9 protein-coding genes are annotated in these 17,377 nt (G+C 43.3%); all 9 read right to left on the bottom strand.

Annotated elements, in window-relative coordinates:
• Window positions 1-28: 28 nt before the first annotated feature.
• Window positions 29-1,315 (bottom strand): Gfo/Idh/MocA family protein, encoded by a 1,287-nt coding sequence (locus tag A8709_RS22450; protein ID WP_065855352.1) that lies wholly within the window; start codon window positions 1,313-1,315, stop codon window positions 29-31.
• Window positions 1,316-1,339: 24 nt separating this feature from the next.
• Window positions 1,340-3,610 carry a hypothetical protein gene (locus A8709_RS22445; protein WP_065855350.1) on the bottom strand — a complete coding sequence of 757 codons (2,271 nt, stop codon included), beginning with the start codon at window positions 3,608-3,610 and terminating at the stop codon, window positions 1,340-1,342.
• Window positions 3,611-3,652: 42 nt separating this feature from the next.
• A complete protein-coding gene (locus tag A8709_RS22440; RefSeq protein ID WP_065855348.1) occupies window positions 3,653-5,425 on the bottom strand; it encodes a glycoside hydrolase family 35 protein in 1,773 nt (590 codons plus the stop codon).
• A 246-nt stretch (window positions 5,426-5,671) separates the two neighbouring features.
• Window positions 5,672-6,832, bottom strand: coding sequence for an S-layer homology domain-containing protein (locus tag A8709_RS22435; protein WP_065855346.1), 1,161 nt, complete (start codon window positions 6,830-6,832; stop codon window positions 5,672-5,674).
• Between the two features lie 72 nt (window positions 6,833-6,904).
• The gene (locus A8709_RS22430; protein ID WP_065855344.1) at window positions 6,905-11,863 is read right to left on the bottom strand and encodes a cohesin domain-containing protein; all 4,959 of its coding nucleotides are present in this window, start codon (window positions 11,861-11,863) and stop codon (window positions 6,905-6,907) included.
• A gap of 127 nt (window positions 11,864-11,990) precedes the next feature.
• A complete protein-coding gene (locus A8709_RS22425; RefSeq protein ID WP_065855342.1) occupies window positions 11,991-13,574 on the bottom strand; it encodes an ABC transporter substrate-binding protein in 1,584 nt (527 codons plus the stop codon).
• Window positions 13,575-13,640: 66 nt separating this feature from the next.
• Window positions 13,641-14,510, bottom strand: a complete 870-nt coding sequence (locus A8709_RS22420; protein ID WP_065855340.1) for a carbohydrate ABC transporter permease — start codon at window positions 14,508-14,510, stop codon at window positions 13,641-13,643.
• A gap of 41 nt (window positions 14,511-14,551) precedes the next feature.
• A complete protein-coding gene (locus tag A8709_RS22415) occupies window positions 14,552-15,436 on the bottom strand; it encodes an ABC transporter permease (RefSeq protein WP_065855338.1) in 885 nt (294 codons plus the stop codon).
• Between the two features lie 295 nt (window positions 15,437-15,731).
• Window positions 15,732-17,279, bottom strand: a complete 1,548-nt coding sequence (locus tag A8709_RS22410) for an ABC transporter substrate-binding protein (protein ID WP_065855336.1) — start codon at window positions 17,277-17,279, stop codon at window positions 15,732-15,734.
• Between the last annotated feature and the right edge of the window lie 98 nt (window positions 17,280-17,377).

Genomic DNA, 17,377 nt, shown 5'->3' with positions numbered 1-17,377 from the left:
TTCTCACCTCTTTGATTTAAATCTTATTTCACATAGTAAAAGTCGATTCAGACTTCAATTCTTCTCTGAAATCGTTAATTCGGATAACCCGATTCTCCAAGCGAGATTTTTCAGCGGCAAATGCCATGAGATGACTTTCGACAGAAGTGCTCGCTGATGTGAGCCCCGCTTCCTGTCCATTCTGGCGGACCAATCGCACGAAATCCTGCATGATACGTTCATCTCCCCCGCCATGCCCTTCCGGTGGTGCTTCAAGGCGGATGAGCTCCTTCTCTCTTGTCACAAAGCTAGTAACCTCGATTTCGTTCCTTTCCATATCCGCTCTAATTTGACCAAGGGAACCCATCAGCTTCACCGATCTCCCGCCTTCAAATGTAAAAGCGCTCATCGTAAAAGCAACCGTAACCTCGTTATCAAATTCGATATTGACAACCTGATGATCAACAACATCATTATCGCTGTGGTATACGCATCGGCCGTACGGACCTTCCTTTAATGCATGAAGGACACCTTCATCGCTTGTATCGCTGCTGACAACCGTTCGCATAACTTTATTAACCCAATCATCGCGTTCAATGTATATTTTCGGTGCGTAGTAAGGACATTCATCTTGAACTGGACAACCGTCCAAACACCTTTTAGGAGCGCCTTCCGGTGCATTCTCTTTCTTGAAGTGCGTTAATCCGCCAAAGGAAGAAACCTTGGTGCAATTGGCATCGGCAAGCCATAATAAAATATCCATATCGTGACAGCTTTTGGCTAATATCATAGGGCTAGATTCTTTGGATTTTCTCCAATTACCCCTGACAAAACTATGGGCATAATGGGCATATTCAACATTTTCCGTATGCTGGATCGAAACCAGTCTGCCGATCCGGCCTTGCTGCAGCAGCCCTTTTATCGTTTTAAAGAAGTCGGTATATCTCAACACATGGCAAATCGAAAATATTCGCTGATACTTCTCTGCAAGCTCCCCCATAATGATGCATTCCAATGGGTCGTGCGACATCGGCTTCTCAAGTAGAACATGATACCCTTTCTCGAGCGCTCTGCTAGCTGGTTCAAAATGCATCTGGTCCTGCGTGCAAACCAGCATAGCGTCAGCTAACTTCGGCAAATCTAATATCTGTTCCCAACTTTCGTAGCATTGCTCTACTGGAATGTTATGATCAATTTGAAATTGTTTTCTCCGAATGGGGTCCGCATCAGCAACCGCGACAAATTGAATTTGTTCCGGATATTTAATCGCATAGGTTGCATATGCTCCTGCGCCTCTTTGTCCGGCACCTACCAGGACTGCTGTAATTTTTTGCATAATAAATCCTCCCTAAATGGTCCGTTATTTTATCAAGTTCATCGTATACGTGCTGTTAGGCTCCAAGATGATTGTTTGATAATCCAGCATGCTATTTGCATGTAATATTTGCAATGACTCTTCATCGTTTTCAACAAGCACTTTAACCTTGGCTGTAAATTTAGTTGTATTAGATAAGCGAACCGTAAGCTGAACCGCATTGTCCACAACAATCTCTGCATCAATATGATCAATTGCGCAAACAGTTCCCTTATTTTTTTGAATATAAAGACCCGGTACTTCAAAATAAGTAAGCATATTGGTCACTTCGCACCAGCAGGAACCGCCTAGAACGCCGCCAACATTCGCTTTGCCTTCCCAGTCGCTTGTATTGACTCGTTCCCCCATCCAGCCAGGAGGCGAATATGTATCGCTTGGCTCCGAATCCCAGGAGATTCTTAACGGGCGGTCTTCCCTGGACATATATTGCGGGATATTATGCGCGATTTCACGTAACAGTTCCAAATAAAATTCATTCGATGTAGCGCGATAGAGCTTTAACAAAGACAGTCCCGATAAGGTGCAAATGCCTGGCGCGGCATGCTTGTTTTGCACACTCGCCCACACTGAGCCTATAGAACGCAAATCAAGTTTATTAAATTCCGAGGTGATCGGATATTCGAAGTTATAGGAGACGCACCAAGTGGCACTAAGCTTGGCTGTATCCTCAGCCATCAACAGCCATTTCTTCACCCCCGTTTCTTCGTATAAAACGACATAAGATTCCAGCAAGGCAAAGGCCGATTCACTGTCCGGACATTGACAAATCTCCCCTGGTCCGCCGGTCGTTACACCTTTTCCAACAAATTCATCATAGAATCGCTCAGCCAGCTGAGAAGCAACTTCCACATATATGGATTCATTAAAATATTTCCCCGCCAAGGCGAGTCCAGCTGGGGCAATTCCTGCAGAAGCGCTGCCGCCAACAATGATTTCTTCTTGGTGGACATCAATGAATTGTCCAAATTGACCGTTATTTTTCCACAGCCTAATAAAAGCATCGCAAGCTTTTTTCAGCCCTTCCCTCCAAAGAGGAGGTATGTTAACTTTTAATTGCTCAAGAAGCATGAATTGCTTGGCGATAAAGTAAATCGCATCTGCATTTTTTCTCACAAGCACACAACTAATATCATCTTGATCCCTGAAATTATCGCCATACAGCTTCCCTTTGCAATGAATTCCGTAAAAAAAACCAGAAGGCGCTTGAACTTTTGAGAAAAAGAAGTCCAATGTTTTGAAAGACCTTTCTTTAGAAAGCTCGTTTCCGATCGCAAACATCGGGTACGTATTGATTGCACCTCCAACCCAACCTGTCTGCCATTCCCCAAATACCTCATGTGTCGAAGTCGATGACCGATAAAAATCTTCTTCTTGCTGCCAGTTATCCCGATTGTACTTTTCTTCTAATATATCCCACGAGGCAGAGAATGGGATCTCATGACGCAGTTGCGCTTGACCGGTCAAATCCTTACGGATTTTCGCAAAATAGTCAAACAGCTCCGGAATATCGTTGCAATCAAAGAAATATAACCGAAATTTCAAGGTCACTTCATCATTTTCATGAAAATCAATGCCATAATCATCTGAACTCTCTTTCGAATTGCACATGCTGTACGTATAACGTCTAACAGCAGGCGCGGACAATGTAATGACAGCTTGCGTTCGAAGTTCATTTTCTTCCAATGTAATGCCAGAATCGCCAAGCGAAGTCCCTTGATGTGTCAGCATGAAAAAACCTTTTTTCTGCTCGCGTTTGAAACACCCCACCGCAGGGGTAGCCAGATCGCCTGTTCTCAATTCCATCATAGACAATCCTTCTTCCCGGTTTAACCTGGGAACATCCGTTATCGTTGTTGGAATATGGGGGCCGATCTCATCATCCCTAGTAAGCATCGGAGGATAAACTTGATCGCTGACTTTAAATCGGTTTCCATCGTAGGCTGCCGCAGGCATGAGCACATAGTTCATCTTCGACCAATCATCGAGAACCATGCTAACCGATACATTGGCTTGAGTGACTGAGCCTTTCGCCACCTTGAATGTGACTTCACAATCCACGGCATTCTCGTTATTTGCAGTTCTTAGACAGGTATAACGGATATTCCACAAGGAATCTTGCAGCGCTAGCGTTTGGTCACCAGACGCCTCGGCCAACGTGCTTTTGACAGAGTGCCTTGCTTGTGAGCCTTCATAAGTAGTCAGCTTTATTTCTAAACTGCAATTATCTTCTATAAATTGGGTGCTGCCTTTTTCCACCTTTTACACCTCGTCTTCTATTGGTCCATTCTATGTAACAAACTAACCTAGCTCAGCAAAGTCTTGAAGTGTGACGACCGGGTCACGCGTGCCGTGCAGTTCAAAAATGATTACTTCATTTGCACCTTCACGCAGAAGCGGTCCTGGAATGTAGAGTGTTTTTTGCGGGCCGATTTCCCAGTAACGTCCGAGATTAAAACCGTTGAGATATGCTACTCCCTTCGTCCAACCTTCGAGCTTCAAAAACATATCACCGATCTCATCTACATGAAACTCGCCTTTATAAAATGTCGGCGTATAGGAACCATCTGCTTGTTGTTCTCCGAAATTAAGCCTAGACAAATCATCGAGAGGAAGCGTATGGATCGTCCAATCGTACAAAAACATCCGTTCGAAACGAACGCCTTCCGTAATCCCTTTCGGATCTTTTAAGCTATAGCCATAATTAATTCGGCCCATATTTTCCACTAAAATGCTTAAAGTCGCACCTTCCGGTGGGATTTCTGCCAGAATATCATTCACTTTAATTTCGAGTGTCTGATCATGTGTATTTCTTTCAACAACACCCTGATAGACCCCATCAAGGAAAATGAGCGCACGGTCATGCACGTGCTGGAGCACAATTTTATGTTTCGCTCTTGGACCTGATATCTGTGTCGAATATAGAATAAAACCATAATCCTGATCCAACTGCTCCATCGTTGCCGTACATTTACTTGTGATCGGAGCGGATAACGAATCAAGCGATTCAAATAACCGCGCTTTTTCCGTCAGACGGATATTGCCGTAATGCTTCTTTCGGATGGGAGGCGGAAGCTCTAAGCCTGTCATATCTACATACTTGGAAATCAATTCGCGGACTGCGATATATTTGTCCGTAATATCTCCAGATTCACTTAACAACGCATGATAGTCATAACTAGTCGCGGTAGGTTCATATTTCCCCAAGTAATTGGCGCCATTATAGAAACCGAAGTTCGTCCCCCCATGGAACATATAGAAGTTGACGGATGCGCCCATTTGCAGCATGCGGTCCAATACGTCCACCACATCGTCAAATCCTCTCACGTGGTGTTCATCTCCCCAATGGTCGAACCAACCGTTCCAATATTCCATACATACGAGTGGCTTATCCGGTTGATATTCCTGTAACTTGTCAAATGCTTCTTCAGGACGCGATCCGAAATTGACTGTCGCCAAAACGTCTGGGATGAGCGTACCTCCTTGAAGATTGGCGTCGTCATAGCCGTCTGAGGTGAACAGAAGCACGTCCATACCGCGCTTGATCATAGCTTGCCTTACATACGCCAGGTATTCCTTGTCGTTGCCATAACTTCCGTACTCATTCTCAATCTGCATAGCTATAATAGGTCCGCCATTTGTACATAAAAGCGGCTGGAGCCTTGGCAATAACTCGTCGAAATAAGCGTCTATTTTAGATAAATAGGGCTGATCGTAACAACGCAACTGCATCGACGGGTCTTTGAGAAGCCAAGCAGGCAGCCCGCCAAACTCCCACTCCGCGCAAATATACGGGCTCGGCCGTACAATCACGTGCAGCCCCACTTCACCAGCCAACTGGATAAACTGCTCAATATCTGCGATTCCCTGAAAGTTATATTGACCCTCTTTCGGTTCATGCATATTCCATGCCACATAGGTTTCAACGGTATTAAACCCGCAAGCTTTTAGCTTCAACAGTCTGTCCTTCCAATATTCAGGCACAATGCGGAAGTAGTGCATGGCTCCCGACAGAATTCGAATGGGGTTTCCGTTATACATAAACTGTTTTCCTTCAATCGTGAATGTAGCCATGTTACATCTCCTTCAATAACATTTTATAAATTTAATCATCTTGATGGACAGTGCCTCTACCCACATCTTCACCTTACTAGATCATAAAAATATGAAAACAGAAAAAAACATAACTTCCTTCGACAATTAGATATGTGGTTCTCTAAAAAATATACATTTCATCGAAATAAGGTGTTTTTCAACAATTTCAACAGAAAAAAAAGCACTATACTGTACTTATTAGATAAATACAGCATTGTGCTTATATTAATTCAGGCTGTCCAGCAGTGATTTCAATTGAGGATTAAGGTTCAATGCATTCAGAATAATTGTTAAAGCCTCCGATCGAGTGGAGCTGCCTTGCGGATCGAATTTCCCGTCGTCCTTGCCGCTGATAATGCCGGCTTCTGCTGCATCTTTGATGGCATCCACAGCATAAGAGCTAACGCTGGACATATCCCTAAAGTTGCCTCTGGCAGCATCTTTGTCCACATGATTTAAATTGATGATTCGTGACAAAATGATCACCATTTCTTCACGGCTGATCGTTTGATCCGGCTTGAAGGTTTCATCTCCATAACCGGCAATTACCCCTGCGCCTGCAAGTTTCTCAATAGCTTCTTTCGCCCAATGGCTGTCTATATCTTTTAGTACAACCGATTGAACAGCGCCGCCGTTGATATCAAATACTCGCGTAATGATTGCGGCAAACTCGGCGCGTGTAATTTTACCGTCAGGTTGGAAAGTACCATTCTCGTACCCCTCGATAACGTGCAATTTTACGAACGTGCTGATCGTCTTTTCGGCCCAATGTCCATGAATGTCAGCTATTTCAATCTTCGCATTCGATTTCTTGGCTTCCTCTACTTTGGATTCAAATGAATGAACTAATTTGATTACATTAATAATGTCATTATTAAATACATCAGCCTCAGGTTTGCCGTTACTCACTTCAGCTATTTGAGCGGATACCTTGCTATTGCCCGAAACAACTGTAGCCACTAACTGTGAATTCAATAGTTTCACGCTGTCCAGTGCAATATCCGCAGATCCCTGTTTAACGGCATGAAATGTAAGTGTAGCAAGCGTTACATCTCCGTTTCGGCCCAGCGTATTGCCTAATTGCGTATGCGCAATTTGAATTTTATTCCCGTTCACTATTGGATTAACGGCATATCCGTTACCTGCACTTACACTCTTAACAAACGTCAAACGGCCGGTATCATAGGTTAAATTGACCTCATATGCGTACATATCGCTTACTTGTTTTCCACTCAGCGTCACTTGGAAGTCATCCCCTGCGGATATACTCCCTTTCGGAATAGAAAGCACAATGGCCGGACCAGCGCTTGCTTGAATGACAAGTTGGGGAAGTAAGATCATGGGCAAAAGAAGCATCAGACTGAATTTGAAAAGTTTTTTTGCCATTAACGAGATCCTCCCTTTCAGTAAATACTTCTAAGAAACGGAGGGAGAAGCAACTCTCCCTCCTATGGTTTTTTATTGCAAGATCGCTTTCGCAACGATTGCAAGGTCAATAATATCAACCTTACCGTCATGGTTAACATCCGCTTTCTCATTCCAGCCCGCTTGACCTTGTTGTTTGCCGTATGCTCCTGCAACAATCGCCAGGTCTCCAATAGAAATGCTTCCATCTCCATTGACGTCTGCGGTTATTTGCTTGGTATCAAACACTTGAAGAGCCGCATCCAGTGCTGCTTTCGCACTATCCACCTGCTGCTGGGTAGCATTCGCATTATTTGCTGTTGCATGAGCTGTATCGATAGCCGACTTCAATGGCGCTTTGGCTCCAGTCGCATACAGTCCATCCCTATTGCCTTCGACTGCTGCATCGTATTTCGCCTGAGCGTTTCCGATCGAAGCATTGAGCGCCGATTTATCTACCGACACACTTGATATGCTAATTTGTACTTCGCGGGAAGCTCCATCTACTTGCAGTTCATTCCCCTGTATATTGGCAATCTTTACATTACCTACAGAAACTGTTGTAGCGGTTGCCTGAGCCAGCGATTTGACCGTAAAATTAAATGTCAACAAGTCACCTTGCGCAAGCACGCCTTGGTCCGCAACTGTGCTGGATACCACCATCCGGATATGCCCAGGCACAGCCTCTTTCTGATCGATGACTTGGAAACCTTCCTTCAGAGATGTCACCGAATTGAATTGTAATTTCAACGGATCATAGTGGATTGTCAAGTCCTGAGCATATACTTGCTGATAGACACTTTGCGTAACGCCAGTCAATCCCATGGTTACATCAAACGTTTGGCCAGGAATTACCTGCTGTATGCCAGTTAATGTAGTTTGAGCGGCTGATACTGCTGGTTGTACGATCACTTTTTGCAAAACATCGCCCGCATATTGATCAGCAGCAGCTATCGCTATGAATGTGCCGGACTTTGCATACATCGCTGGATCAACGTCTGCGAAACTTAACGATAAGTCTTGAGTTCCATTTGTAAATTGGGCGCTGATCGACTTTGCAAGCGTCGGCGCCGTGCCTGCGGTAGTCGAGACACTTTCAAGTCCACCAATCGAAACGAGCCCATCAACGGTTACAGTCGTACTTACGGTTTTGTTTAATCGTGCCAGTTGTCCACTTACCATGAAAGTTCCATTATTTTTATACTTGGATGGATCCACAGTGTCCCAAATAATATCTTCAGATTGATTGACGCCATCCCCAAAAGTAACATTGGTTTGTAATGGCAACACTGGAGCAATTCCAATCTTTGTCGTAAGCGGCGCGATTGCTCCTATCGAAGAGATTGTATATGGTTTGTCAATGAAAATCGTATAGTTCTTGCTGCCTGCCGACGTAATTTCCGATAAAACCAGCGTGTTTCTTCCATTTTTCAAGGTTGAAAGTGCTGTCGGTGTTGTATAATCGGCGAAATTATCAGTAATATCAACCCCATTAAGCAACACTGCAGTGTTCGCACCTGCCAACACTGGTTTCGGTCTGATCAGCGTGACCGGTTTAGAATTATCGACGATAGCTGCTCCGTAAAGGTAATAGGATGGATTAAAATTTCCGGACAATGCAACGTTGCCGAGATTGAAATTAGTTCCATAATCTACGTATGTTGGGTTTGAGGTTATTTTGATATTGTCAATTAATACGGTTGAATTGATCCCCCCAAAGGCCACACCCCCTGAGGTGTATGAACCATCGGTAGCAGACATCAATTTGGTTCCATCTAAAACAAACCCGACTTTACCGCCATACGTCTGAATCTGGAAATCATGCCAGTCGGTCGCAACAAATCCGCTTGGTAACGCAGCTTTTCCAAGCGAGGTGTCACTTGAAGAAGTATGCTTGGTAATTTCAAAATACTCGGTACCTGCTGGAAAACCGGCAGTTCCATTTTTATTCCTTCGATAGATAACTTGATAGCTGGCTGGATTGCTTTGCGTTGTTCCATTAATTGCAGCAGTCGTTACAAATATTGTGAAATTATCATAAGCTTGACTAAGTACATTATTGGAACCCCAACCCACGAATTTCCATTTCATATTGACAATATAGTTGTTCCAAGCAGCGCCAGTTTGATAAAAATTCTTTCCATCTGTAACTACGTTTTGCAGTACTTTATTACTTGAATTGGTTGGATCGGAAATAACGCTCATTGCTGATGTACCGCTAAGTGTAAAGCTAGGCACGATACCATCTTCAAAATCTTTGTCCAGCTGTGTTTTATTGTCATTAGAGGAATCATAGACCGGAGCAGCAGGTATGGATACTGGACCAGGTTCTGGCGCAGTTGTACCGCCATAAATGTACAACTGGTCGTAATAGCTCACTCCCTTGCCATCATCTGACCCCAAAGCGACAGAATTAAACTGGGTAAGCGTATTCAAGGTGGAGACAAGCACGCCATCCACGTACAGTTTCACATCGGTACCACTGGTATAATCCCATTTCATTTCGTGCCAGCCATAAGTCCGTGGAACCGAGGTTGCCGTTTCTGTTGAACCATTCAATACGACATAATAGCTGCTGTTTACCGCAGTATCCAGCCCCATCCCTACAGCGTTAATTCCATCGTCGACTCTTGCCAGCGATTTGACCGTTGATGAAATGGTAGTTCCGGAGCTGTAAGGAGCTTGATTACCGCTTTGTCTGTCAAACAATTTCACAGAAACAATTTTATTGAGATTATTCGAAAAATTCCTGTATAACACAGGCTTACCACCACCTGCACTGTCACTGTCGATCTTTAAGGATTGCTTTCCACCCAGTACACCCTCAGACATCCACTCGGTTGTAACAACGGGAGCCGCTCCTCTGTATGACCATTTCGAAAAATCTAAATCTTTTTCAAAATTATCCTTGAAATAGATGTTATTTGGCTCCTGAAATGCATTTCTGGATGATAAATAGACGCTTGGGAAGTCCACACTCACACCTATGTGTGCATAGTCCATTAAGGAATCGTCGAATGTATGTAGCTGATTGGTATGGGAACCGAAATCAATGTTGGTGTTTGTATATGTGATTTTGTCGCCATAGTTCGTTGTCGTTTCTACTTCAGCATTAAAATGCTGCGGGTTAACGATTTTCAGATTACTTATTTCAAATCCCGATGCGCCCATATCCAGGTTCATTCCGTTAGGCGCTATATCTCTCATGCTTGGATTGGACCCTACATTGTCAATAAGCATCTGATTAATGTAGTTAGGCTTGTAATTAGCCGAGCCCTTGTACAGATAGCAAGCGAAGAAAGCGCCGTCATCACCGCCATCCTGCTGACTGTCGTGCAAATAAATATAGTCAAACGTGTTATGATGCGAATACATATCTTTCATAATATTGAAGTTAGCGTCACCGTTTGGAAATGCAGTGCCGCCGTTCCGACTATAACCGGCTGTAACAAAGATGCCTCTTCTTGGTGAGTTATAAATTTCCAAATGTGAAAATGTGTTATAACCGGAGTTGTTGATTGTTATTCCAGAGGTTTGACCAACCAATTGACCTAAATCATGAATGATCGTATTTATTACCGTATTATAACTACTATAGCCGTTCCCGTTAGCATCACCACCCACGCCTGGATAGCCGCCTTCTAGATTAATACCACCATGACCGGTATATTCAATAAGGGAATTATTAATATCCGTGTACTGGTTAGCAAGATAAAGTTCGATGCCGAACATTCCTGCATTTTTAATATGCGTTTTGGTGATCGTAATGTTATTCGTATTGGTCAAAGTAATGACGCCAACCTGAAATTCTTTCCTTTCCGATTGTTCAGCATAAGACGGCTGCGTGCTTCCCGCAGCTTCGGGAGGGTAATAGCCCAAGCCGGCTCCTGCGTCGCCCCAGTTCCAGCCATAGCTGTAGTAGTCAGGGAAGTTGGTATCTTTAAATTCCAAACCGCTGAATGTGATGTGCGACACCATACTTGTACGCGACGCACCTTTGATATCAATGATCTTCTCAACAGCAGGAATCACGATATCTTGATTGCTGATGTCCCCTGAACCGGATAATGGATAATAATACAGATATCCTGTCTTTTTGTTGAAGTAGTATTCACCTGGCTGATCCAAAAAGCCGAGATTGCCTTGCAAAAAGTATCTTGCACTGGAGCCGGTTTTGTATTTGGGACGAAATGCCGCTGGATTATTTGGATCGGTTTTGAAAGTAAGTGTACGCGTAGAATTATCTACGCCGGCAAGTGGAATCGTATCGGTCATCCAATCCCAATATCCGCCGTCCCACATATAGACCTGTGCGTCCAAATCACCGCGTGTCTGGGCATTTACCAATCCCGTTAATGACTCAGCATCCATATCACCTGAGTTATAGATCAAATTACTAATGCCACCGCCGGCTGACAGCATATAAGCAGCGGATGATGCAGGAAATCTAGGGTCGACTGTCAGATTCTGCGTTCGTGCCATTATCGCTCTGGTATCGTTAACATATAGGGTATTGAAGTTATTTCCTGTACCTACATACGTCTTGTATACTTTTCCGGCTGCCCTGGCAGGCAGATCTGCATCAGTGCCTGTGCGTGCCACAAGATTCCATGGAGAAGTTACTTTATTGCCGCCGATGAATTTGGCAGTTCCCAAGTCATTCAAATTCCTGTAGATAACATTAAAACCATTGGTTCCCGAATCGCTTTCATTGAAAGAAATCGTATTATTAATGTAATAATTACCTGAAGCAATAAAGACATAGATATCTCCTGTCATATTGCTTTTGATCAAACGCACTGCATCCCTAGCCGCTTGCAAAGTGGCAAAAGGATGGTCATAAGACCCGTCATTTGTATCGCTGCCAGAAGCTGACACAAAGAACTCCGCTTGTATCTTGTTCGAAGCTGTATTGGAACCGATTTCTGCAGCCTGGACACTTGTTCCTGAACTTAACACTGAGGCTAGAAGCATACACAGTGCCAAAATAATATTCATTTTCTTCTTAACCATATCAATACCTCCTAAGTAACACGATTTATCATTCACCTTCTGTTCAATTCTCTGTAAGTGCTTTCAAAAATATTTGTTGATCAAGCAGAATTCCTCCGGAAATCGGAGGAACTCCACCTGATTGACATTATTTATTTGCTGCTTTCCATGCATCCAATTGCTTTTGCTTCTCAGCAATAATTTTGTCTGCTCCCGCTTTTTTCAATTTATCGAGCATTTGCGGCAAGTATTTGTCAGGATCAACAGTACCGGTTGAAATCGCATAATACAGCTCATCGATAATAGCGTCGCAATTCGCTTTTTCCGCCTTAACAGGCGTAAAATCAAACACAAAGCCCAATGCATTAGAAGGGATCGCATTTTTATTGAGATCGCTCCACATTTTAATAAACTTGCCGTCGACTTCTCCGCCTTTAGGATCTCCCTCAGATAAGAAGGAGTTCGTCATATTGCCGAATTCCCATGGAGAGATAATTTGGTACCCGCCGTCTTTATTCGTCTCAATTCTGTTATCGCCAACTTTTTTATAGTGTTTATCGGCAACTCCCCAATTAATTAAGTTGAACACTTCTTTATCTGTGTTGAGGAGATTAAGGAACATCATCGCTCTTTCCTTGTTCGGCGAAGTTGCCGAAATTGCCGTGATTGTGGAAGCCGCTTTATCTGTCGTCAATAATGGTTTTACAAACTGCAGGTCGTAAGACTGTACATCTTTGTTTGCGTTCGACATTCTGCCTGTGGATTCCATTCCTGCTTTTTCAAATGCAGCGGTGTCGAGATCAATTTGCCCCCATGTCATGGCATTCTTACCGGCTTTTTTATCGGATTCCATATCCTTCAATGAAGCTGCATCTTTTCTTAAATATCCTTTTGTATACCAATCTCTCATCATGGTCACAAAGTTTTTGAATTCAGCTGTTTCAAATTGATTCACAACTTTGAGACTGGCGTCATTGACATAGATCGCGCCTGGCGTTATCGCGTCGCCCAGCGCTTCAAATCCGAACATAGCAGGAGCATTGGTGAAGATATCTTCCTTCTTGCTAATTCCGAATGGAACGAGATTCGGCTCATTCTTTTTAACAGTTTCCAAGAATGGCGTAAGATCTGACAGCTTCGTAACGGATTTCCAGTCGAACTTATATTTGTCGGCTACAGATTTTTGAATGAGATATCCGTAACCTGCTGTTGCTTGTTGGAAGTTAGGCACCCCAAACGTCTGCCCCTTTACTTTAACGGCCTTCCAGAAAGAATCAGGTACCGAACCTTTTAGACTTGGCGCGTATTTGGCGAGCAAATCATCCATCGGTGCGAATGCGCCTTTGGCTGCGTTCTGGTAGAAGTTGTTCGCCCAAGTGGACGTAAACGCGAGGTCGTAAGGCTCCCCCGAAGCCATAAGAACATTCATTTTTTCGTCATACGTACCCCAATCAACGAGTTTTAAGTGAACTGTCGCGTTTATCTTGGGTTTGATGAGTTTATTTAATTCGTCTTCTACGCTAGCAAGATCTTTTTGAGGCGTATTCGGGAAATAATAGGTAAGCTCCACCGGTTTCAAATCTTTCGATGAATCCGGTGTTGCCGATGGCGCTGCTTCTTTCGTTGGTGCAGGCGTTGTGGTTGCTGTTTTGTCGCCACAACCAGCCAGCGCGATAGAGAGAACAAGACACGGTACCGCGATGGTATTTGCAATTTTCTTCATTTTTTTCATGATGCATGACCTCCATAATTTTTTATTTTATATGCTAAACGGGTGGATACCCGGTAAAGCCAAGCTTCAAGATTTTACTGCGCCTAATGTAAGCCCTTTAACAAAATATTTTTGCAGGAAAGGATACGCTAGAACGATCGGCCCTACAGCCAAGATACAAGTAGCCATCCTTGCTGTCTCATCTGGAAGATTGGCCGCTGCTTTCTCGACCAAAGGATTCCCTGACAGATAGGCGATATTGTTCATAATGGATTGAAGAAGGAATTGAAGTGTGAACAATTTGTTGTTGTCGATAAAAAGCGCAGACGTAAACCAATCATTCCAATAAAAAACAGCTACAAAGAGCCCGATCGTAGCCAATACAGGCGTCGATAATGGAATCACCAGTTTTACAAAGGTGTTAAATTCGCCAGATCCATCGATCCGGGCTGATTCAATAATGGCCTCTGGAATTGTTCGGAAAAAGTTTCTCATAATTAAAATATTCACAGATGAAACTAGATAAGGAACAAACAGAGCGAAAATGGTATCTTTCATATGTAAATATTTGGTAATTAAGATATACCATGGTACTAAGCCCCCATTGAAAAGAAGGCAAAAGACGACAAGGAAGGCAACGATGTTTTTATACTTCACTTCCCGTCTTGAAAGGCTGTAAGCAAACATCGAGGAGATCACAAGATGCAGCAGCGTCCCCACGATCGTAACGATAATCGTTACACCATAAGCTCTTAAGATAGGGGAGTTGCCGAGCAAAATAAACTCATAGGCTTTGAAGGTGAAATCCCGCGGGAGAATGTGATATCCGTTCTTAAAAATGGATTGCTCGCTGGATAACGAAATGGACAACACAACAAGCATAGGGACGATACATAAAACCGAATACACCATAAAACTAAAATTGATCATCAAATTCGATAATTTCATGCGATTCATTTCAACTTCCTCCTGATCGTTTCCGTAAGTAATGACTTGGGCTAGAACAATGCACTGTCACGATCGTATTTTCTTATCACATAATTGGAAGCCACGACAAGGATGAATCCAACGCAAGACTGGTATAAACCGATTGCGGAAGACATCCCGAAATCGTTCATCTTTTGAAGCGACCTGAATACATAGGTATCGATGACATTCGTTGCACTAAACAGAATGCCTGATTCACGCGGCAGGTTGTAAAATAATCCCCAGTCTCCAAATGCGGCATAAAATATTTTCCCCGCCTGCAAAAGCAGCAGAGTCAGTGTGATCGGAGCAAGCAATGGAACCGTAATCTTGAGCGCTTGCTGGAATCTGTTTGCGCCATCCATCTTGGCCGCTTCGTAATAATCGCTGGATATTCCGGTGATACCTGCAGCAAATATAACCGCAAAGTAACCGACGTTCTTCCAGACATAAGCTGCGGGAAGAATAAACCGCCAATACATAGGCTCCGCATACCATTGAACAGGTTCGATTCCGAAAAATTGAAGCAATTGATTAATAATTCCTTTATCCATACTCAGAAAGGAAAACAGCAAGTATTCAGCTACTACCCATGACAACAAATACGGAAGCAAGATAATGCTTTTGTAGGCGCCAGCCAGAAAGCGATTGCCTATTTCATTAATCAGAATGGCAACAACTAACGCGAGACCTAGGCCAAGAATAATAAAAATCAGATTATAAAATAGCGTATTAAACGTAATTTGAAACACAGCATCCGATTGAAAGAGGAACTTGAAATTTGTGAAGCCGATCCACTTGCCTCCTAGGATGCCTTTGATTGGGTTGTACTCTTGAAAAGCGATGACAACCCCAAACATAGGAAGATAGTAGATGACGAGGATAAACAAAAGGCCGGGTAACATCATGGCGTACATGATTTTGTTCCTAATAAGTTCACTTATAATAGGTATAGAGCGACGAGTTGCAATTGATTGGCGTGATGGTGTTTTTTTCCTCTGCTTTGCTTGTAAGTTTAGTTCATTCATGGGTATTCTCCCTTGCTTGTTGGTGTAAGCCGATCATAAATCTGCATCCTGTCCAAAGAAACAACAAAAATGAAAGATACCTTTAATTTCTTAATAATCCGCTTCATCAAAAAATGTTTGATCTCTAGAAAATGAAAAAAGTCTCCAAATCCCATATGGGTTTGAAGACTTTTTTCGCCTTAACTCATTTTCCGTTAGCTTTACGCCATTCATCCAACTGCTTCTGCTTCTCGGCGATCACCTTGTCGAGACCGGACTTCTTCAGCTTGTCAATAAATTCTGGCTGAATTTTGTCAGGATCGGCTGTTCCAGATGTCAATGCCGATAAATATTGATCGATCACGAGCTGGCACTGCGCGATTTCCGATTTGACAGCTTCCATATTAAAAGTAAACCCGAGGATCGGAGACAAGTCGGATGATTTATTCAATTGATCCCATTTTGCATTCGCATCCGATACATCGCTCTCCGTGTTCCATAGGATCAAATTATTCCCGAATACCCATGGAAAGTTCGGAGCATATCCGCTATCCTTGATCCGCTCTATACGGGTATCGGATATCTTCTTATAATGTTTGCCTTCTATCCCGTAGTTTAATAAATTGGCAACTTGCGGATCGCTGTTCATCAGTTCAATAAACATCATAGCACGTTCCGGATTTTTGGACGTTCTAGAAATCGAAGTGATGGTCGACGCGGCACGGTCCGTCGTAATGATTGGCTTGGTAAACCGTTTTCTATACCATTCCACTCCCGTTATTGCCTTAAGCCCCCCGTCATTCAAAGGATCTTCCAGTGAATCCGTCGATTGATATGCTGGCATCGCCATCGCGTATCTGGCGGCTTTTCTATCGGCCGCTATCTCTTTCGTTGTAGCCGCATCTTTTCGAAAGTCCCCTTTTTCGTACCATTTTCTGGTTTGAGCGATGAGATTCTTGAACTCCGGGCTATCGTATTGATCGACTACTTTCAACTCTTTATCCTTTAAATGAACCCAACCTGGCATTTTCTGATCACCGATCGTATCGAAACCGTACAAAGGTGCAGCACCTACAAATATGTCTGCAGTCGTCGAGTATTCCAGCGGAATTTTGTCGGGCTCCCCTTTTTTCACAGCATCCAGAAAGGGCTCTAGATCTTCAAAGGTTTTTGCATGTTTCCAATCAAAGTTATACTTATCAGCGAGTTCTTTTTGCACATCGAATCCATAACTAGTAGCCATCACCTGGTAGTTAATTACACCGTACAGCTTCCCGTTCACTTTAGCGGCATTCCATATATTATCCGGAACACCAGCTTTTGTTTGCGGGCCAAACTTCCCAAGTAAATCGTCAATTGGAATATAGGCTCCCTTCGCAACATTTTGGAAGTAGTTGTTGATCCAAGTCGATGTGAAAGCCAAATCGAATGATTCCCCCGAAGCGATCATAAAGTTCATCTTCTGATCGTAATTCCCAAGGTCAATCATGTTCAACTTAACGGTTGCATGAATTTTGGGCCCAATGATCCGGTTCAACTCATCATTAACTGCTTTCAAGTCACGTTGAGGAGGGGAAGGGAAATAATAGACCAATTCTACCTGAGGCAAATCATTCTGGCTTGGACGGCTGGCTTCTTGGTCTTGTTCAACAGGCTTTGCTTTGGCGGAATCCTTGGCATTACATCCTGATATGAAGGATGCCACTGCGAACAAGATTGCTATAAGTAACTGAGAACGCGCTGACTTTATCATCAAACTGAAGCCTCCAATAACTGATAATAAGGATCTATGTGCGAGTATTCTACATTTTTTAGTGTAAGTAAGCAATACATGAAACCAGCATGGTTGAC

The organism is Paenibacillus pectinilyticus (assembly GCF_001700435.1).
In the GTDB taxonomy this organism is placed as follows: Bacteria; Bacillota; Bacilli; order Paenibacillales; family NBRC-103111; genus Paenibacillus_E; species Paenibacillus_E pectinilyticus.
Note: the sequence above shows the minus strand (reverse complement) of the source record. Positions and strands in the feature narration are given on the sequence as shown.